This window comes from Micromonospora sp. LOL_024, assembly GCF_048060415.1.
Taxonomy (GTDB): Bacteria; Actinomycetota; Actinomycetes; order Mycobacteriales; family Micromonosporaceae; genus Micromonospora.
This window is the reverse complement of the sequence record NZ_JBHMIS010000034.1, coordinates 12,911-30,172: the sequence shown is the minus strand read 5'-3', so window position 1 is coordinate 30,172 and position 17,262 is coordinate 12,911. Positions and strand designations below refer to the sequence as shown.

Genomic DNA, 17,262 nt, shown 5'->3' with positions numbered 1-17,262 from the left:
CGGTGGCAGGAATTTGAGCGTGACCGATGTTTGCGGGTTGTGCAAGCAGGTTGCGCCATGCTCGGCGACGTCTTCGATCCGGCCGCGTACGCCGGTGTGCTGGATACATCCACCCAGGGAGACAAGGAGTCCCGCGATGATGCACCTGACCGCACCGGACACCCCGACCACCGTCACCGACCTCGTGCATGCCGGACTGCTGGAACTCGGCGACGGCTGCCAGATCCACCCCAGCGCGGTGTTCCTCCCCGCCGACATGCTGGGAACCATCCGACCGATCGCGCTCGGCGACCGGCTGGCGGTCGGCGCGTTCACGGTCGTGCACGGCGGCACCACGGTCGGCCGCGACACCCGCATCGGGCACCGCGTGACGGTGGGCGAGCCGGAGTACGGCTACGCCCTGCGCCGCGTCTACCAGGGCGCGGGCGTACCCACCACGATCGGCATCGGGGCGGTGCTGCGCGCCGGGGCGACCGTCTACGCCGGGGCCAGCGTCGGCGACGACACCACCATCGGCCACCACACGCTGCTGCGCACCAACGTCAGGGTCGGCACCGGCAGCCAGCTCGCGGCGAACCTCACCGTCGAGCGCGGCTGTGCCATCGGTGACGGGGTGCGCTGCTCGCCCGGCTCGCACCTGACCGCCGACACCGTGGTCGCCGACCGGGCGTTCATCGGCGCCGGGGTGCGCACCATCAACGACAAGGAGCTGATCTGGCGTGCCCCGGACAACGAGCAGCCGCTGCTGCCGCCGAGGTTCGCCTACGGCTGCAAGGTCGGCTCCGGTGCGGTCATCCTCGCCGGCGTCACGATCGGCGAGCACGCCCTGGTCGGCGCCGGATCGGTCGTCACCAAGGACGTGCGGGCCCGCGCCATCGTCTACGGCGTGCCCGCCACCCGGCACGGGGAGGTGAACCTGTGACCAGCGCGATGACGTGGCTTGACCCGCTGCGCACCAGTGTGCCCGAGATCGACGACACCGGTTGGCGGGACCTGCACCGGCTGGCCGATGCCTTCGGCGGACTGTGCGCGACCGCTCCGGCCCCACAGGATGCGGCCGCCTGGTCACGGTGGCTGCTCGGCCTGCGCCACGAGCTCGCCGACCGGGGACACCGCGCCCCGACCGGGCGGGCGGGACTGCTCTGGCAGACCCTGGCCCAGTTCACCGCCGGGTTCCACGATCTGGACTTACGCGATGCCACCGGTCCCGGGCACGGGGCGATGATCCTGGCCGAAGGAACCCCGCAGGCCGGCACCCACTGGGGCGCGCGGCTTTCCGCTGGGGAACTGGTCGGGATCGCCGCGACCGAGCGGCACGGCGGCTCGCGTATCCAGGAGATCACCGCCCGCGCGACGGTTCGCCGTGACGGGACGTGGCGGCTCACCGGCGAGAAGTGCTGGGTGTCGCGGCTGACGGAGTCGGCCGGGTTCGTGGTGTTCTTCCGCGACCCGGACGTCCGGATCAGCGCGGCCGCCGTCGACGCCGACCAGCCGACGCTGGAACGGGAGGTGATCGAGCCGTTCGGGCTGGGCGGCTGGTCGTGGGGCGTGCTGCGCCTGCACGAACTGCCCGTCGACCCGGCGACCGACCTTGTCGGCCGCACCGGTGATGGCCTCGGGGTGTTCCGGCGCCACTTCGCCAGATTCCGGCCGCTGATCACCGCGACGGCGCTGGGCACCGCCGCCGGGGTGCACACCCTGGTCACCGACGCCCTGGCCGCCAAGACCCGGGTCGGGGTGCTGCCCCGGGTGCGGGACAACGCCCTGGTGGTCCTCGGCCGTACCCACGCCGAGATCACCGCCGCGCTGCTGGCGGCGCTCACCATCAGCCGCCTGGCCACCGACGCGCACCCGCACGCCGACTTCGCCGCACGGGTCGGCAAGGCGGCCGGCGTCGATTCGGCCGTGCGCGCCGTGGCGGACCTCGCGCCGTTGATCGGCGCGGCCGGGTTCCAGCGGGCACACCCGGTCGCCAAGGCCCGCGCCGACCTGACCGGGCTACTGTACGCCGACGGCATCCACGACAGCCTCTACCGGTCCGGCGGCGCAAGCCTCCTGACCGACCCAGTCGCCCCTGCGATGCCGGTCTCGCCCGGCATCGCGGCTGCCGACCGCCACGGCAAGGCGGCCTGAACACCAGAGGCGGTGCGCTCCCTCCTCACCGAGGAGCGCACCGCCTACGCATGTCAGCGCGTGTGGAAGCCGTTCTCTAGGTCGAACATCGTGCCCTCGGACTTAGCCCGCAGCGCAGCGACGACCCGGCGTGCCAGCAGCTCCGACATCCGCTCCCGAATCTGCTCCTCGGCGCACCAGGCCCAACTGATCAGCTCGTCCGGCGGCAGGTGGATGTCGGCCGTGCCCACCTCACCGAGAGAGCCGCCGTCGTAGACGAACATCACGCCCTCGGTGCGGCCCGGCCGGGGCGGCACCCAGTCGGTCACCAACAGCCGGCCGGGCACGATCGACTTGCCCAGCTCCTCCTTCACCTCGCGGACCGCCGCCTGCCGAGGGGACTCGTCCGCGTCAACGCACCCGCCGACGATCTCCCAGTAGTCCTTATAGACGGGCTCGACCAGCAATGCCCGCCCGGCAGCGTCGGTGAACAGAACTGCCGCGCCCATTCGCTTGCGGGGAAGCGTTGCGGTGTAGTCGCCGGATGGTGTGCTCACCTCCGCAGGCTACCCGCGCCAGCGACCCCGGCACGTCACCTCTGGCGGTCTCGGACGGTCGACGCGACGACGTGGTCCGACGAGCCGCGCCACCAAGCGATCAACGTTAACGCCGACCGGCAGATCGCCGAGGAAGCGAAACGTTGGATGTGAGCAGGCCGTGGGGCCCATCACCGGAGCAGCCGGCGGGTCGTGGGTGTTCCGTGGGTGCTCGGATGCCAGCGACCCCGGGCGGATTCTATGCCGAAAATCTGGATTCCATGCCGAGGTACCTGCCGGCTCGACGAACACATTGGGCAACGACCACGCTGACCTGCCGATACTCGGCGGCCACTTCCTGGATTACGAGCCGAGAATCCGGACGAAATGCTTTACGTTCATTAACAGGGCCGCATGAGGATTAAAAGTCCTCAGCTCTGCCATTGAGCTAACGGCCCGTAGGGCCCTCAGGTTACCCGATCACCTGTCTCCGGGTTGAGGTCCACCCGCGGTCGCAGGAGCGACAATGACGGCGGGAGTGAACCCGCCCCGGCGGGGCCCGCTGGATGATCCGAAACCCCAGGTGAAAACCTCGATGTACACCGGACGCTCCACCGCCGGCCAGCGTCGCCGGAATCCTCGTCGGTGGCACTTTCATCCTCATCGCCACCGCGTGCCACGCCGCCGCCGCGATGATGGTCCGCCGCCGGTACGCCGAGACCTCATGCCCGGTGTCGCAGGAAGATCACGAAGTATGCGCCCAGACGGTCAGGTTGGACGTGCGACCTCGAAGGCGCAGCCCCAAGCAAGCGTAAGGCCGGCCCCGCCGTGGCCGTAGTTGTGGATTACCCGTGCGCCATCGAGCTGCTCTTCCTCGACCCGTACGTACGGCCGGGTAGGACGTAGTCCGACCCGATGCTCGACGACCCGGGCATCACGGAGGCGTGGCTCGACCTCGGCGCAGCGGGCGACGATCGCCGCAGCGATCCCTGGATCTGGTTCTCGGTTCCACTCGCCGGGTTGGGCGGTACCGCCGAGCACGAGAGCCTTACCCTGGGGATAGAAGTGCAGCAGGTCCGATGAGAGCCCGGTGTCTTCGGAGAAGAACTCGGTGACGCCAGGATTTTCCACCACGACGAGCTGCCCACGGATCGGTGTGAGGTCGGGGTCGGGTACGAGGTCTCTGGCGCCCATCCCGGCGCAGTTGACGACAAGGGGCGCAACGGAAACGGCCTCGTCGAGTGAGTTGATCCGGCGGATCGCGATCTCGCCGCCGGCTGCCTTCAGCCGCCCGCGCAGGTAGCCGAGGTAGACCGGCATGTCGACCAGCGGGGCGGTGTACCGCCACCCGGTAGCGAAGCCGCTCGGCAGTTCGCTCGGCTCGCACATCCGGAATCCGTCGAGCTGATCGCCCCATTCTGGCGGTTCAACGGGCTCTCGGGATGCCTCAACTCCAGAGACGAGCCGCACCCCGGTCGCCGGGTCGGTAGCGAGCTGCCGCAGGACCTCCAGTGTCTGGGCGCTCCACACCCGCACCCGGTCGACGGGTTCGACGAGGTACGGGCCCCACATGGCCCCGGCGGCGTACGACGTGGTCCGGTGCGATGGCTCAGCTGCCCAGATCGTGACCCGCAGTCCGGCTTTGGCGAGGCAGATAGCGGTGGTGAGGCCGGTGACGCCGGCACCGATCACCAAGGCGTCGAGATCGGTGCGGCTCATCGGTTGACCGTAGTGTCAGGCTGGTTGGCGAGCGAGCGCGTTCTCAAGCTCGGGGAGCAGGTCGGCGACGCCCTGGTTCCGCTTCCTTCGGCAGAGTTCCTGCGCAAGGGTGCTGAGCAGGGCGCTACTACGAGGCGAACGGACCTGGTCGAGCCGGGGCAGGGCCATCCGGATTACGGCGCAGGCGTCGTCGAGTTTGCCGTGGGCGGTGTAGCCGAGCGCGAGCCAGGCACCTTCGTAGAGGGCGCGCCGCTGGTAGGGGACGTCTGGCCGACGGGCGTACGCCCCGGTGCGCAGAAGTGCCTCGCCCTTGCGGAGCAGGGCCCGCCCGTCGGTTCCCCTGCCACCGGCCACCACCTGTCGGCCGGCGAGGATCATCGCGTAGCCGGCCTGGCAGTCGAGGTGGTTCGGCGTCAGGTAGTACATCCACTCCGGGTCGCGGTCGGGATTCCGCTTCGCGAGCTGGTCGTGGGAACCTGGTCCGGACGGTCAGCTCGATCACCGCCTTCGCCTGCCTGCTCGGCGCACTGCTCACCCGGTAGGCCCCGCCGCCGGGCCTGCGAGCCGCCACTCTTCGCAGGCGGTGGTCGGAGAACACGCTTGGGGAGCGGTTTACCGGGTACGGACCGGGCATGCGGATCGTGGTGGTGGGGGCGAGCGGAAACGTCGGCACCGCGCTGCTGCGCCGGTTGAGGCGCGAGCGCGACGTCCAGATCGTCGGGGTGGCACGACGGTTGCCGGACGCGGGGGCCGGCGTGCCGTACGAGGGGGTGCGGTGGCACTCCTGCGACATCGGGTTGGCCGGTGCGGTGGACCACCTCGTGGAGATCTTCGCCGGGGCTGCCGTGGTGGTGCACCTGGCCTGGCAGATCCAGCCCAGCCACGACCAGCGGGTGTTGCGCCGCACCAACGTGGGGGGTAGCCGGGCGGTGATCGACGCGGTGCTGCGGGCCCGGGTACCCGCGCTGGTGTACGCCTCGTCGGTCGGCACGTACGCGCCCGGCCCGAAGGACATGCCGATCAGCGAGAGCTGGCCGACCACCGGGGTGCCCGGGTCGTCGTACAGTCAGCACAAGGCGGCGGTGGAGGAGACGCTCGACGGGATCGAGCGGAGCCATCCGGCGTTGCGGCTGGTGCGGATGCGCCCTGGGCTGGTTTTCCAGCGGGACGCCGGCACCGAGATCACCCGCTATTTTCTGGGACCGCTGGCGCCGGTGCGGCTGCTGCGGTTCGGCCGGCTGCCGCTGGTGCCGACGAACCGGCGGCTGCGGATGCAGGCGGTGCACGCCGATGACGTGGCCGACGCGTACGCCCGGGCGATCCTGGGTGACGCCCGTGGCGCCTTCAACCTGGCCACGGACCCGGTGCTGACCCCGGAGCTGGTGGCCCGGCACTTTCACGGCTGGACGGTGCCGGTGGCCGCCCCGGTGCTGCGTGCCGCCGCAGCCCTCACCTGGCGGGCCCGGCTGCAACCGGTCGATGCGGGCTGGGTGGAGTTGGCGCTGAACGCGCCGCTGATGTCCAGCGAACGGGCCACCACCGAGCTGGGTTGGCAGCCGCGCGTCGACTCGGTCACCGCGCTGCGGGAACTCTTCGCCGGTGTGGCCGAGCGTGCCCACACGCCCAGCCCACCCATGTCCGCCACGCCGGGCCTTCCCGCCGGGGTGAGCAACCCCAACTGAACTCGCCGCCCTGTTGACCAAGCGCTTTCGGGCGGGAATTGGTGCCGCCGGTGACGCGAACCTCTTGGTCAACCACTCCGGAGGGCATCCGGATGTCGGGTCAGCGGGGGGTGGTGGTGGCGGCGAAGGTGGGTTTGCCGGAGCCCAGGTAGAAGATGCCGGGGTAGGTCTCGAAGCCGTGGCTGGGGTTGCGGCGCAGGGTCGAGTTCTCGATCCGTAGGGTGCCGGTGCGGTCGTTGCTGACGAAGAAGAGCGCTCCGCCGCCCTCCCTGGCGTCGTTGTCCTCGACGACCGTGCCGGCGACGCGTACCGAGAACGTGTCGCCGTCGCAGTAGATCGCGCCGCCGCTGCCGCCGCCCGGCGTGCCGGAACGGGCCGGGTTGGCGCCGTTGCCGACCGCCTCGTTGTCCCGCAGCACGCTGTTGAGCACCACCCAGGAGACACCGATGCTGCTCAACGCGCCGCCATTGGCGCACGAGCCGCCGGTGAAGGTGCTGTTGACCACGTACACCGGCTGGTCGTCGTGCTGGTCGAGGACCCGGATGGCGGCACCGCCGAGGTCCGGTCCGGTCCGGTCGCAGCGGTTGTCGACGAAGCGCGAGTTGACCACCTTGAACCGGCCGCCCCGTACGAAGATCGCCCCACCGCCGCCGCCCTCGGTGTGCTGGCCGGTGGCGTCGCCGTCGACGAAGGTGAGGTTCTGCACGGTGAGCTGCGGGTGGTCCTGGTCGTTGCAGTGCGAGGTGGTCCAGCCCTGCAACGCGTCGCAGGTGTTCATGTAGAGAATTCGCCGCTTGCCCTGGCCGCTGAGGGTGATCCGGCCACCGCCGTCGAGCACCACCTTCGGGCCGTTGGCGTTGCGCACCTTGGCGGTCGCCGCCATCCGGATGGTCAACGGATCGGGGCCGCAGTCGAAGGTGATGATCCCACCGGCGGCAACCGCCCGGACCACGGCGGCGGAGGTGCAACTGGCCGGGGAACCGTTGCCGATGGTGCGGGTCGGCTTCGACGTGTCGACGGCCTGGGCCGCCGCCGGCACAGAGACCCGACCAGTCGGATTGCCGGTGTCCCGTACCACCTGCCGGCTTGCGGACGGGCTCGGGCTGGCGCTGGCAGCGGGCGTACCCAGGCCGGCACGGGCCGGCGGGGTGGCCTGCCCGAGCGGCTCCTGGCCGGCCCCTGTCGGCGAGGCGGCGTCGGTCACCGGCGGCTGGGCGCTGCGCGGATCAGCGCGCGGCGCCGGCGGGCCGCAGGCGGCCACGGCGACCATGACGCCGAGCGCGACCACAGCGGTGGAGAGTCTCAGACGCACTCCGTGATGCTAGGCCCTGTGTCAAAGTCCCCGGAGAACTCGACCGGGACCGGGGGCGCGGGTCGCCGGCGCGAGCCCTTCTAGGAGAGTGGTACGTGGTGCAGGTGTCGTCGGCGGCGCAACCGGACGGCGAACACCGCCGCCACCGCCACGATCAGCAGCACGGTGACCTCCAGCCCGTGCAGGAAACCCCGGGTCAGGTAACCGTTGTCGGTGTGGTCCACCGCCCAGGTGGCGATCTCCCGGCTGGACCAGAACGGGGTCAGCTTCGCCCCGGCGTCGGCCGGATCGAGCAGCATCTGCATCGTCACCACGGTGAGCAGCAGCAGGGTGCCCTCCAACTCCCGGGGCAGCAGAGCGCCGATCAGCATGCCGAACGGTGCGGCCACCGCCACGCAGCAGAGCATCGCCACGGCGATCCCGGCGTACCGCAGGTTGGCCGCGTCGAAGACGGTGAGCAGGAAGAACGGCACCGAGATCGCCAACCCGAGCGCCCACAGGCCGAGCATCCGGCCGATGTAGAGGTGGTGCGGCCGGTAGCCGGCGAGCCGGAGCCGGGGTTCCAACTCGCGGGCGGCGCTGGTGGCGAAGAGCGCGGCGGTGCTGACCGCCCAGCTGATGCCGAGCAGCAACGCCCGGACGGACTGCCCGACGTAGGCGTCCCGACGGATCAGCCAGAAGGTCAACGGCATCAACAGCAGGAGCAGGAGTACGCCCCGGCGGCGCGCCAGCTCCCGCAGCGTCATCTCGGCCACGGTGAACAGTCGGTTCACGGTCGGCCTCCCTGCAGGGCGGGGGTCAGGTCGAGCACCACGTCGACCCGGTCCAGTTGGTTGAGCAGGTGGGTCACCACGACGATGGCCCGTCCCTCGTCGCGCAACCGGAGCAACTGGTCCCAGAGATTGACGTAGCTGCCCTGGTCGAAGCCTTGGTACGGCTCGTCGAGCAGCAGCACGTCCGGCTCGGCGAGGGTGGACATGGTGAGGTTCAGCTTCTGCCGCGTACCGCCGGAGAGGTGCCGGGCGAGCACGTCGCCCTCCGCGTCCCAGCCGAGTTGCCGGGCTGCCGTCCGGCCGGCCCGCCGGGCCGGGCCCCGTGCCACGCCCTGACCGGCGCCCACCAGCACGAAATGCTCGTCGGGCAGCAGGAAGTCGGCCGTGCCGCCGTGCTGTGGGCAGAAGCCGAGCCGGCCGGAGACGGTCACCTCGCCGCCGTCTGGGGAGATCAGCCCGGCGCAGATCCGCAGGAAGGTGCTCTTGCCGCAGCCGTTCGCGCCGACCACCGCGGCGATCTGCCCGGCCCGAACGCTCAGCGACGCGTCGCGCAGCACCGTGCGTCGCCCGTACCGTTTGGTGATGTTCCGGGCGTGCAGCCGGACCGGGCCGGTGCGTGGGCCGGGCGTGGTGCCGATGCTCTCCACGATCGCGGCCGCGTACGTCTGCGGCGGGCCGAAGACCAGCCACGGATCGCCCCCGCCGTCCCGCAGGTGCGTGGCGGCCTCGGCGACCACGTGCCGGGCGGCGTCGACCGCCACCCGGCGCTGGTGCAGCTCGGCCGCGAACGCCCGCAGCCAGTCGTCGGCATTCATCCCTCGACCCCCTTCGTGACGATGCCGGTCACCGGAGCCACGAACGCCAACCAGGCGTTGCCGCCGTGCCGCAGCGCCGCCTGCCCGTCGTCGGTGAGCCGGTAGTACTTGCGGGCCGGGCCAGCCCCGCCCTCCCGCCACTGCGCGGTGACCAGCCCGGTACGTTGCAGCCGCAGCAGCACCGGGTAGAGCGTGCCGCCCTGGATCGGCCCGACGCCCGCGTCGTCGAGCGACTGGGCGAGCTGGTAGCCGTAGGACTCACCGTCGCGCAGCAGGGCGAGCACGCAGAGGTCGAGCACCCCGCGTAGCCACTGCCCTCGACGGTCGGAATCCACCCGGCGAACCCTAGTGGTGCTATCTAGATGGCGCAACTACCTAGTGGCGGACGGTGCGGAACGGTCCCGGCTCAGCCGTCGACGATGTCGGAGATCACGACGGTGACGTTGTCCGGCGCACCGGCCTGGTGGGCGAGCTTGACCAACTGCTCGCCGCACTGCTGGCGGTCGGCGTGCATCCCCAACGTGGCGGCGATCGCGTCGCCGGTCACGTAGTCGGAGAGCCCGTCGCTGCAGAGCAGCAGCCGATCACCGACGGTAACGGTCACCATGCCCAGGGTCGGCGGCGCATCCGCGCCCTGCACCGCACGGGTCACCAGCGAGCGTTGCGGGTGGTGCCGGGCCTGCTCGGGAGTGAGCGCACCCTGGTCGACCAGCGCCTGCACGAAGGTGTCGTCCCGGGTCAGTTGGCGCAGCTGAGCGTCGTGCAACAGGTAACAGCGGGAGTCGCCCACCTGGGCCAGCACCAGGGTGTCACCCGCGAGCAGGGCCGCGGTCAGCGTCGTACCCATGCCGTCGCGTGCGGGGTCGGCGAAGATCGCGGCGTGGATGCGCTTGTTGGCCGTGCTCACCACCGCGCGCAGCGCCTCGGTGGCGGCGTCCGGCGTGGTCGGCGGAACCAACTCGTCGAGGATCCGGATGACGATCTCGCTGGCCACCTCACCGGCGGGCAGCCCACCCATGCCGTCGGCCACCGCCACGAGGCGGTCGCCCGCGAGGGCGGAGTCCTCGTTGTTGGTCCGGACCAGACCGATGTCGTTGAGAATGGCCGAGCGGAGGATCAGCGTCATGGGGTCAAGCTTGCCAAGAAGACCCTTCCCGCGTCTCTACGCACTACTGCGTAGGGTTGAGGAATGTTGCCGGTGTCCATGGTCGGGCGGGTCGGTGAGCTGGCTGAGCTGGACCGGGCCTGGTCCGCCGTGGTCCTCGGCCGTCGCCGCTCGCCGGCCGTCGCGGTCGTCACCGGAGGCGCCGGGGTAGGCAAGAGTATGCTGGTCGCCGCCGCGCTGGACGGCTTCACGCCGCGGCCGGAGGTGGTCCTCGGCGGAGCCGCCCGGGTGCACAGCCCCGCCCCGTACGACTGGTTGGCCGCCGTGCTGAGCGGACGCGACACCAGCCGGCTCGACCTGCCGGCCGACGCGCTGGCCTGGCTCGCCCAGCAGCCGACCGCGCCGCGCGAGCGATACGCACCCGGTGCCCTGCTCCGCCTCGCCGTGCACACCGTGCGGGCACTGGTCGCCGCCGGCCCGGCGGTGCTCGTCGTGGAGGATCTGCACGCCCTCGACCCGGCCAGCCTCAACCTGGTCGGCGAACTGGCCACCGCCGCCGGGCTGCCGGCCCTGCTGGTGGTGGCGACCAGGCCCGCCGCGCACGCGGTCGCACCCGAACTCGCGGGCCGCACCCTGGCCCGCCTCTGCGGGGTACGCGGCGTGGTGCGCCAGCACCTCGGGCCGCTGCGGCCCGCCGAGGTCGCCGAGGTGCTGACCCAGGTGTACGCCGGCCGTACCCTCGCCGCCCAGCTGGTGCACCAGGTCTGGCAGCACACCGGTGGCAACCCGTACGTGCTCACCGAGCTACTCGCCGCGCATGCCGGGCAGGATCCGGAGGCGCTGCTCGACCCGCCGTCCCCGCAATCCTCCCCGCCGTTTCCGCGCTCCTCCCCGCCGGTGCCGCTGTCTTCGTCCGTGCCGTCCGCCGCGTCCCCGCCCGAGGCGCGGTCGGTGTCGCCACTGCCTCCGTCTGCGTCCCGACCGGCGTCCGCACCGGTGTTCCGGCCTCCGTCGATCTTCGCGCCCTCGGTCGACGGGCCGACCCCGCTCAACGACCCGTCCCCGGCCGGCGGGCTGCCCGCGGCCCCGTCGGCACTGACCGGTCGGGAGGTCGAGGTGCTCGAATGCCTGGTCGCCGGGATGTCCAACAAGCAGGTGGCGCGGGCCCTCGGGATCTCGGTGCGGACGGTCACCGTGCACGTGTCCAACCTGCTGCGCAAGACAGGTTCGGCCTCGCGTACCGAGGTGGCGCTCTGGGCGGTACGGCAGCGGCCGGCCGCGCCGGCACCGGTCGACGGCTGACAGCGCTCCCGGCCCGGTCAAGGTTCGACGACTGGGGCCCCGAGTGTTAGGAGAGGGGCCTTTACCTACGCCAGGCGTTAACAGGGGCCCCTCCTTACTTACTTGCCGGGGTAGCGCAGGAGCAGGCTGGCGGCCACTTCCTCGTCGCCGATCGCGGCGTACACGTGCGGTACGTCGGAGTTCCAGCGCAGGTGTCCGCCGACGCCGGCGGTAAGTGGCGCGTCGGCCGGCCCCGCGCACAGCATCCCGGCGAAGACCGTCGCGTGCTCGGTGACCCCGGACTGGTGCGCGGGGGAGAGTTGACCGGGGCCGGGTGCCACCCGCATCCGGTACAGCTCGTACGTGGCGTCCGCGTCGTCGAACACCTCCAGCAGGACGGCACTGACCGCCGCGCCGTGCACGGTCGGCGTGGCGGCTGCCCCGGCGAGCACGGCCGTCAGCGGTACGCCCAGCTGCGCGGTGACCGTGTTCAGCGTCTCCAGGGTGGGGTTGCGGGTGCCGTTCTCCAGCCCGGAAAGCGTCGCCTTGCCCACGCCCGCCCGCCTGGCCAGCGCGGACAGCGAGATCCCGCGTGCCTCACGCAGGGCGCGGACCTGCCGCCCGACGGTCGCCGGGTCCGCCTCGGTGCCAGCGACCTGGGTCGTGGTGCCGGGCGCGGGCTGAATCGTGGTCCCGGCCGTGGCAGGCTCGACCGGCGGGACGCGCTTGCGGACGTCGTACCGGAAGTGGCCCGCCGGCGTGGGATCTGGTGGTCGGGGATCTGGTGGTAACTGCGGCACCCCGCTATGGTGCTACACGCGGCCGTTCCGTAAACGGAACGTGCGGGAGGGTGGGGCATGGCGGGGCGGTTGCAGCCGGTGCTGGCGGGCGTGGTGACCGCGCTGGTCGGCTTCGCCAGTTCGTTCACCGTGGTGCTGGCGGGGCTGCGCGCGGCCGGCGCCTCCGCGACGCAGGCCGCCTCCGGGCTGCTCGTACTCAGCGTCGGCGCCGGCCTCTGCGCCGTTTGGCTGGGCCTGCGACACCGGCTGCCGCTGAGCATCGCCTGGTCCACGCCCGGCGCGGCGCTACTGGTGGCGACCGGCCCGGTGGCCGGCGGCTGGCCGGTAGCGGTCGGCGCGTTCCTCGTCTCGGGCCTGCTCATCGTGGCAACCGGGCTGTTGCCGACGTTGGGTCGGGCCGTGGCGGCGATCCCCAAGCCGGTTGCCGGGGCGATGCTCGCCGGAGTGCTGCTGCCGCTGTGTACCGCACCGGTCCGGGCGCTCGTCGAAGTGCCCCGGCTGGCCGTCCCGGTGCTGCTCTGCTGGTTGCTGCTGCACCGGTTCGCCCGCCGCTGGGCGGTCCCCGGAGCGCTGGTGGCGGCGGCGGTGGCGATCGCGCTGACCAGCTCCGGTGGCGGTGGCAACGGTGGGATGCGCCCGGTGATCGAACTGACCGCTCCGCAGTTGAGCCTGCCGGCGCTGGTCGGGTTGGCATTGCCGCTGTTCCTGGTGACCATGGCGGCGCAGAATGTGCCCGGCACCGCCGTGCTGGTCGGCTACGGTTACCGGCCGCCGCTCGGCTCGGTGCTGCGTACCACCGGGCTGGCCAGCGTGGCTGCGGCGCCGGCGGGCGGGCACGCGGTCAACCTGGCGGCCATCACCGCCGCGCTGGCGGCCGGACCGGACGCGCACCCGGACCCGGACCGGCGCTGGATCGCCTCGGTGACCGCCGGGGTCGGGCTGGCCCTGCTCGGGCTGGGTGCCGGTGCGGCCACCACCCTGGCCGGTTGGGCGCCGCCGCTGCTGGTCGAGGCGGTGGCCGGGCTTGCCCTGATCGGCGCCCTGGCCACCGCTCTCACCTCGGCGCTGGCCGACCCGTCGACCCGCGAAGCTGCGGTGGTCACCCTGGTGATCACCGCCTCCGGGGTCCCGCTGGCCGCGTTCTGGGGCCTGGCGGTCGGCTGCCTGATGCTCCTCCTCTTCCCCACCCCCCCACCCGGTCCCACCCCACTCTCGGACAGCGCCGTTGATCATGAGGTTCGCCGGGTGGCAAGCGCTTTCCGAACCCGCTAACCTCATGATCGACATGGCGGGCCTGGGGCTGGGGTGGCGGGTCAGGCTTCGGGGGGGAGGGCGGTGGCGGGGGTGTTGAGGTGGACTTCGGTGGGGGTGACGGTGGCGATCTGGTCGGCCAGGACGTAGACCGCGCCGGTGGGGGCCCGGTCGCTGGAGACCTTGAGGTAGCCGGTACGCAGCAGCCGGGCGGCCAGGTCCGCCGGCACGTCCGGCTCCTCCACGGTCGCTGATTCGATCAGTTCGTCCAGGCTGCTGCCGGGATCTGTGGTCGGCGCCTGCACGGTCACCGCGTTGGGGTCACCGCGCTGGACGAGGTCCACCGTGCCCACGTCGGTGCCCGCCGAGTCGACCACCCGCATGCCGGTGGTGACCCGTGAGACGGTCGTCTGCTGATCGATGCCCTGCTGCTCCATCTTTGCGCGGTTCCCGCCCCCCGCATCCGTTAAACGCCACCCGGCCGCGCCGCCCCGCCCGGAGCGGTGCGCGGGTGGGGTCAGGGGGTGGTGGGGGTCCAGCCGGATGGGGGTCGGGGGGAGAGTTCGCGCCAGGTGTCGTAGCCCTGGAGCAGTGCGCGTACCGTCTCCTCGGCGTCGTCGACGGTGTCGTACTCGTAGAAGCGGGAGACCCCCTCGGCGCCGCCGGCCCGCTGCTCGACGTACCACCGGTCGGCGTCCGCCCGGAGGAAGACGTCCCGCCGGGCCAGTCGCCCCCATTTCCCGTTCCACCAGTGCTTTCGCTGCTCCATGACCGGACTCTATCGAACATGTGTTCGAGATGAGACGGCCCCTGCGGGAATCCCGCAGGGGCCGATATGTAGCTGGGTGGTTCAGCGCCCGGTGGGCGGTTCCTCCCGTCGGTCGAGCACGTCGTCCAGCGCGCCGCGCTGCTGGGCCGGGGTGGTCCGGCCACCGGCGACGAGCGCGTCCCGGATCTCGGTCAGCAGCTTGATCTCCTCGCTCGGCGCGGCCGGCGGCGGCTCCTCGCCGCGCTGCCGTCGCTCGGCGAGCCGGTTCATCGGAAACACCACCAGGAAGTACAGCACTGCGGCGGTGAGCACGAAGGTGATCAGCGCGTTGAGGAACAGACCCCAGGTGATGTAGTTGTCGGTCCCCAGCTTGATCTGAGCACCCGGCCCGGTGGGCGTGGCGCCGACCATCTTGATGACCGGCTGGAGGAACGAGTTGGTGAACGCCGTGACCAGGCCGGTGAACGCGGCGCCGATGACGATGCCGACCGCGAGGTCGACGACGTTGCCGCGCATGACGAAGTCCTTGAAGCCCTTGAGCATCCGTACTCCCGAGGTGTCCGGTCTTTTGTCGGGGACAACCTATGCCCCGGGTGCGGACTCCAGAAAAGCGCCGGCCTCCCGGGCGGCCAGTTCGGGGTCGCCGGCCCGGATGGCGGCCACCAGCCGGGCGTGGTCGACGTGGCGGTCCGGTGTCAGTTCACCGCCCATGGCCTGGGCGACGGTGCTGCGCATCGCGGCACCGACCGAGGCATACAGCTCGGCGAGAATGGCGTTGTGTGCCGCAGCGACCACCGTGGTGTGCAGCGCGGCGTCGGCCTCCACGAACTCGGTGACCCGGCCGCCGCGCCAGGCCGCCTCGCGGGCGGCCAGCGCGTCGTCGAGGGCGGCCAGGTCCTCGGGGGTACGCCGGCGGGCGGCGAGTCGTGCGGCCTCCACCTCGAAGGCGCGCCGGACCTCGATCACCTCGGTCGTCCGGTCGTCGGTGAGCCGGCGGGCCACCACCGGGGCGAGCTCGTCGGTGGAGAGCACATAGGTTCCGGAGCCCTGCCGGCATTCGAGTACCCCGGCGTGGGCCAGGGCCCGGACGGCCTCACGCACGGTGTTGCGCCCGACGCCGAGCGCCTCGACCAGTTGGGGCTCGGTCGGGATCCGGCCGCCCACCGGCCACTCACCGTCCATGATCCGCTGGCGGAGCTGAGCGATCGTCTCCCGCACTCGGCGGCCCCGGGGTGGGACGGTGGCGGAATCAACCGGTGGTGGCACTGGTTACACCTGCTCGCACAAATTCATCCCATGATTGTAGGTTCAGGGCCATGACCCCGCCACCCGCCGGCACCCCCGCCCCACCCCCCGCCCCACCCGCCGGCGACGCCGTACTCGCCGAACCACTCCCGGTCGCCGAACCGTCGCGTACCACCGGCGGGCTGCTGGTGCTCGCCGGGATGCTGCTGGTGGCGCTCAACCTGCGGGCCGCGATGACCAGCCTCGGCGCGCTGCTCGACGAGGTACGGGTCGGGCTGGCCCTCTCCGGCGTGACAGCCGGCTTCGTCACCACCCTGCCCGCGATCGCGTTCGCCGGGCTGGGTGCGGCCACCCCGTGGCTGGTCCGCCGATTCTCCCCGGCCCGGCTGCTGGTGCTGGCGATGCTGGCCCTCACCGTCGGGCAGGTGCTGCGCGCGGTCACCGGCTCCGCCGCGATGTTCCTGCTGACCAGCGCGCTCGCGCTCGCCGGGATCGCGGTGGCGAACATTCTCCTGCCGATGCTCGTCAAGCAGCATTTCCCGCACCGCACCGGGCTGGTCACCGGGGCGTACGTGATGACGATGACCCTGGGCGCGACGGTGGCGGCCGCCTCCGCGGTGCCGGTGGCGCACGCCTTCGGTTCCTGGCGGGCCGGGCTCGGTGTCTGGGCGGGACTGGCCGCAGTGGCCGTACTCCCGTGGTTGCCGGCCGCCCTGCGCAGCCGTGGCTCCGCGCGGCGGGTGAGGCGGGGCGACCCGGCCGGTGCCCGGCCGGGCATCCGCCCGGGACGCACCCGGCTGGGCTGGGCGATGGCGGTCTACTTCGGGGCGCAGTCGCTGAGCGGGTACGCGATCATGGGTTGGCTGGCCCAACTGTTCCGGGACGCGGGTTTCCGCCCGCAGGACGCGGGACTGCTGCTCGCCGGGGTGACCGCGCTCGGGGTGCCCATCGCGCTGCTGATGCCGGCGCTGGCCGGCCGGCTGGGTACCCTGCGTCCGCTGGTCTTCACGCTGACCGCCGCCTCCAGCCTGGCCTATCTGGGCCTGGCGTTCGCGCCGCGGGACGCCGCGGTGCTGTGGGTGGTGCTGCTGGCGTTCGGGCAGGGTGCGTTCCCGCTCATCCTGACCACTATCGGGCTGCGGGCCCGCACCGCCGACGGTACGGTGGCGCTGTCGGCCTTCGCGCAGAGCACGGGCTATGTGATCGCGGCACTCGGCCCGCTGCTGGTCGGGATCCTCTACGAGGCCACCGGGGCATGGACGGCACCGATCGGCTTCCTGATGGTTGCGCTGATGGTGCAGACCGGCGCGGGCGTGCTGATCGCCCGTCCCCGCTACATCGAGGATGAGCGGTGATCCGGCGCGGTCACGACGAGGTCGTCCCGGGACTGCCGTCGACCGCCTGGTCGACGGTCGGATAGGTGTGCAGCACCTCGACCAGGCCGCTCACCTCCAGGATGCGCAGCACCCCGCGCTGGGGGGCGGCCAGCCGGACCACTCCGCCGGCCTCGTCGCAGCTGTTCTTCGCGCGGACGAACACCGACAAGCCGGTGGAGTCGCAGAACGAGACGTTCGCCAGGTCGAACACGAGCCGGCTGCGCCCCTTGTCGAGCAGGTCGGTGATCTGGTCCTGCAACTGCGGCGCGGTGGCCATGTCCAGCTCGCCTGCGACCGACACGACGACCACGTCACCGCGTTGTTCCGTGCGTACCGTCAAGGACATTCGCCAGACCTCCTGTTTATCGGTGGAACGGTATCCCACGCGAGGGACGATACGCAGAACGGGAGCAGGATCAGGTGTTCCCCGTCATTCCCTTGCTCTGCGGCAAATAGTTGATGGGCCTCCGGTGATAGAGTCCGGCC

20 protein-coding genes are annotated in these 17,262 nt (G+C 71.8%); 6 read left to right on the top strand and 14 right to left on the bottom strand.

Annotated elements, in window-relative coordinates; all coding sequences use genetic code 11:
- The first annotated feature begins 136 nt into the window (after positions 1-136).
- The gene (locus ACFHWY_RS23985) at positions 137-922 is read left to right on the top strand and encodes a DapH/DapD/GlmU-related protein (RefSeq protein WP_416582507.1); all 786 of its coding nucleotides are present in this window, start codon (positions 137-139) and stop codon (positions 920-922) included.
- The gene (locus tag ACFHWY_RS23980) at positions 919-2,133 is read left to right on the top strand and encodes an acyl-CoA dehydrogenase family protein (RefSeq protein ID WP_416582506.1); all 1,215 of its coding nucleotides are present in this window, start codon (positions 919-921) and stop codon (positions 2,131-2,133) included. The genes ACFHWY_RS23985 and ACFHWY_RS23980 overlap by 4 nt, the downstream gene beginning before the upstream one ends.
- Before the next feature lie 53 nt (positions 2,134-2,186).
- On the opposite strand, the gene ACFHWY_RS23975 is transcribed toward ACFHWY_RS23980, so the two are convergent.
- The 3 genes from ACFHWY_RS23975 to ACFHWY_RS23965 form a co-directional block, all read right to left on the bottom strand.
- A complete protein-coding gene (locus ACFHWY_RS23975; protein ID WP_416582505.1) occupies positions 2,187-2,669 on the bottom strand; it encodes an NUDIX domain-containing protein in 483 nt (160 codons plus the stop codon).
- 747 nt (positions 2,670-3,416) lie between these two features.
- Positions 3,417-4,367 carry an FAD-dependent oxidoreductase gene (locus ACFHWY_RS23970; protein ID WP_416582504.1) on the bottom strand — a complete coding sequence of 317 codons (951 nt, stop codon included), beginning with the start codon at positions 4,365-4,367 and terminating at the stop codon, positions 3,417-3,419.
- Between the two features lie 15 nt (positions 4,368-4,382).
- The gene (locus ACFHWY_RS23965) at positions 4,383-4,793 is read right to left on the bottom strand and encodes a hypothetical protein (protein ID WP_416582503.1); all 411 of its coding nucleotides are present in this window, start codon (positions 4,791-4,793) and stop codon (positions 4,383-4,385) included.
- Between the two features lie 206 nt (positions 4,794-4,999).
- Between ACFHWY_RS23965 and ACFHWY_RS23960 the strand changes: the two genes are divergently transcribed.
- Positions 5,000-6,049, top strand: a complete 1,050-nt coding sequence (locus ACFHWY_RS23960) for an NAD-dependent epimerase/dehydratase family protein (protein ID WP_416582502.1) — start codon at positions 5,000-5,002, stop codon at positions 6,047-6,049.
- A gap of 100 nt (positions 6,050-6,149) precedes the next feature.
- Here ACFHWY_RS23960 and ACFHWY_RS23955 read toward each other — a convergent pair whose 3' ends face one another.
- The 5 genes from ACFHWY_RS23955 to ACFHWY_RS23935 form a co-directional block, all read right to left on the bottom strand.
- Complete coding sequence (locus ACFHWY_RS23955; protein ID WP_416582522.1) at positions 6,150-7,319, bottom strand: hypothetical protein; 1,170 nt, start codon at positions 7,317-7,319, stop codon at positions 6,150-6,152.
- Between the two features lie 122 nt (positions 7,320-7,441).
- Complete coding sequence (locus ACFHWY_RS23950; protein WP_416582501.1) at positions 7,442-8,134, bottom strand: ABC transporter permease; 693 nt, start codon at positions 8,132-8,134, stop codon at positions 7,442-7,444.
- Positions 8,131-8,949: an ATP-binding cassette domain-containing protein gene (locus tag ACFHWY_RS23945; protein WP_416582500.1), complete on the bottom strand. Its 819-nt coding sequence runs from the start codon at positions 8,947-8,949 to the stop codon at positions 8,131-8,133. Before ACFHWY_RS23945 ends, ACFHWY_RS23950 begins: the two co-directional genes overlap by 4 nt.
- Positions 8,946-9,284, bottom strand: coding sequence for a PadR family transcriptional regulator (locus ACFHWY_RS23940; RefSeq protein WP_416582499.1), 339 nt, complete (start codon positions 9,282-9,284; stop codon positions 8,946-8,948). Before ACFHWY_RS23940 ends, ACFHWY_RS23945 begins: the two co-directional genes overlap by 4 nt.
- 71 nt (positions 9,285-9,355) lie before the next feature.
- Complete coding sequence (locus tag ACFHWY_RS23935) at positions 9,356-10,075, bottom strand: PP2C family protein-serine/threonine phosphatase (protein WP_416582498.1); 720 nt, start codon at positions 10,073-10,075, stop codon at positions 9,356-9,358.
- Between the two features lie 63 nt (positions 10,076-10,138).
- On the opposite strand from ACFHWY_RS23935, the gene ACFHWY_RS23930 reads away from it, so the two are divergent.
- Entirely contained in the window at positions 10,139-11,356 is a 1,218-nt protein-coding gene (locus tag ACFHWY_RS23930) for a LuxR C-terminal-related transcriptional regulator (RefSeq protein ID WP_416582497.1), read from the top strand.
- 98 nt (positions 11,357-11,454) lie between these two features.
- Here ACFHWY_RS23930 and ACFHWY_RS23925 read toward each other — a convergent pair whose 3' ends face one another.
- Positions 11,455-12,135 (bottom strand): helix-turn-helix domain-containing protein, encoded by a 681-nt coding sequence (locus ACFHWY_RS23925; protein WP_416582496.1) that lies wholly within the window; start codon positions 12,133-12,135, stop codon positions 11,455-11,457.
- Between the two features lie 57 nt (positions 12,136-12,192).
- Between ACFHWY_RS23925 and ACFHWY_RS23920 the strand changes: the two genes are divergently transcribed.
- Positions 12,193-13,407: a benzoate/H(+) symporter BenE family transporter gene (locus ACFHWY_RS23920; RefSeq protein ID WP_416582495.1), complete on the top strand. Its 1,215-nt coding sequence runs from the start codon at positions 12,193-12,195 to the stop codon at positions 13,405-13,407.
- Between the two features lie 41 nt (positions 13,408-13,448).
- Here the strand turns inward: ACFHWY_RS23920 and ACFHWY_RS23915 are convergent, their stop codons facing one another.
- The 4 genes from ACFHWY_RS23915 to ACFHWY_RS23900 form a co-directional block, all read right to left on the bottom strand.
- A complete protein-coding gene (locus tag ACFHWY_RS23915) occupies positions 13,449-13,808 on the bottom strand; it encodes a hypothetical protein (RefSeq protein WP_416582521.1) in 360 nt (119 codons plus the stop codon).
- A 95-nt stretch (positions 13,809-13,903) separates the two neighbouring features.
- Positions 13,904-14,155, bottom strand: coding sequence for a hypothetical protein (locus tag ACFHWY_RS23910; protein WP_416582494.1), 252 nt, complete (start codon positions 14,153-14,155; stop codon positions 13,904-13,906).
- 81 nt (positions 14,156-14,236) lie between these two features.
- Positions 14,237-14,698, bottom strand: coding sequence for a large conductance mechanosensitive channel protein MscL (mscL, locus tag ACFHWY_RS23905; RefSeq protein ID WP_416582493.1), 462 nt, complete (start codon positions 14,696-14,698; stop codon positions 14,237-14,239).
- A gap of 39 nt (positions 14,699-14,737) precedes the next feature.
- The gene (locus tag ACFHWY_RS23900) at positions 14,738-15,421 is read right to left on the bottom strand and encodes a FadR/GntR family transcriptional regulator (protein ID WP_416582492.1); all 684 of its coding nucleotides are present in this window, start codon (positions 15,419-15,421) and stop codon (positions 14,738-14,740) included.
- A 50-nt stretch (positions 15,422-15,471) separates the two neighbouring features.
- Between ACFHWY_RS23900 and ACFHWY_RS23895 the strand changes: the two genes are divergently transcribed.
- Positions 15,472-16,755, top strand: a complete 1,284-nt coding sequence (locus ACFHWY_RS23895; protein ID WP_416582491.1) for an MFS transporter — start codon at positions 15,472-15,474, stop codon at positions 16,753-16,755.
- Positions 16,756-16,765: 10 nt separating this feature from the next.
- Here ACFHWY_RS23895 and ACFHWY_RS23890 read toward each other — a convergent pair whose 3' ends face one another.
- Positions 16,766-17,122 carry an STAS domain-containing protein gene (locus ACFHWY_RS23890; protein WP_416582490.1) on the bottom strand — a complete coding sequence of 119 codons (357 nt, stop codon included), beginning with the start codon at positions 17,120-17,122 and terminating at the stop codon, positions 16,766-16,768.
- Between the last annotated feature and the right edge of the window lie 140 nt (positions 17,123-17,262).

Coding starts and splice junctions, on each gene's coding strand:
- ACFHWY_RS23965 (WP_416582503.1), bottom strand. CDS start 4,793: ATGTACTACCTGACGCCGAACCACCTCGACTGCCAGGCCGGCTACGCG.
- ACFHWY_RS23910 (WP_416582494.1), bottom strand. CDS start 14,155: ATGGAGCAGCGAAAGCACTGGTGGAACGGGAAATGGGGGCGACTGGCC.
- ACFHWY_RS23935 (WP_416582498.1), bottom strand. CDS start 10,075: ATGACGCTGATCCTCCGCTCGGCCATTCTCAACGACATCGGTCTGGTC.
- mscL (WP_416582493.1), bottom strand. CDS start 14,698: ATGCTCAAGGGCTTCAAGGACTTCGTCATGCGCGGCAACGTCGTCGAC.
- ACFHWY_RS23920 (WP_416582495.1), top strand. CDS start 12,193: ATGGCGGGGCGGTTGCAGCCGGTGCTGGCGGGCGTGGTGACCGCGCTG.
- ACFHWY_RS23895 (WP_416582491.1), top strand. CDS start 15,472: ATGACCCCGCCACCCGCCGGCACCCCCGCCCCACCCCCCGCCCCACCC.
- ACFHWY_RS23960 (WP_416582502.1), top strand. CDS start 5,000: ATGCGGATCGTGGTGGTGGGGGCGAGCGGAAACGTCGGCACCGCGCTG.
- ACFHWY_RS23930 (WP_416582497.1), top strand. CDS start 10,139: ATGTTGCCGGTGTCCATGGTCGGGCGGGTCGGTGAGCTGGCTGAGCTG.
- ACFHWY_RS23985 (WP_416582507.1), top strand. CDS start 137: ATGATGCACCTGACCGCACCGGACACCCCGACCACCGTCACCGACCTC.
- ACFHWY_RS23970 (WP_416582504.1), bottom strand. CDS start 4,367: ATGAGCCGCACCGATCTCGACGCCTTGGTGATCGGTGCCGGCGTCACC.
- ACFHWY_RS23890 (WP_416582490.1), bottom strand. CDS start 17,122: ATGTCCTTGACGGTACGCACGGAACAACGCGGTGACGTGGTCGTCGTG.
- ACFHWY_RS23945 (WP_416582500.1), bottom strand. CDS start 8,949: ATGAATGCCGACGACTGGCTGCGGGCGTTCGCGGCCGAGCTGCACCAG.
- ACFHWY_RS23955 (WP_416582522.1), bottom strand. CDS start 7,319: ATGGTCGCCGTGGCCGCCTGCGGCCCGCCGGCGCCGCGCGCTGATCCG.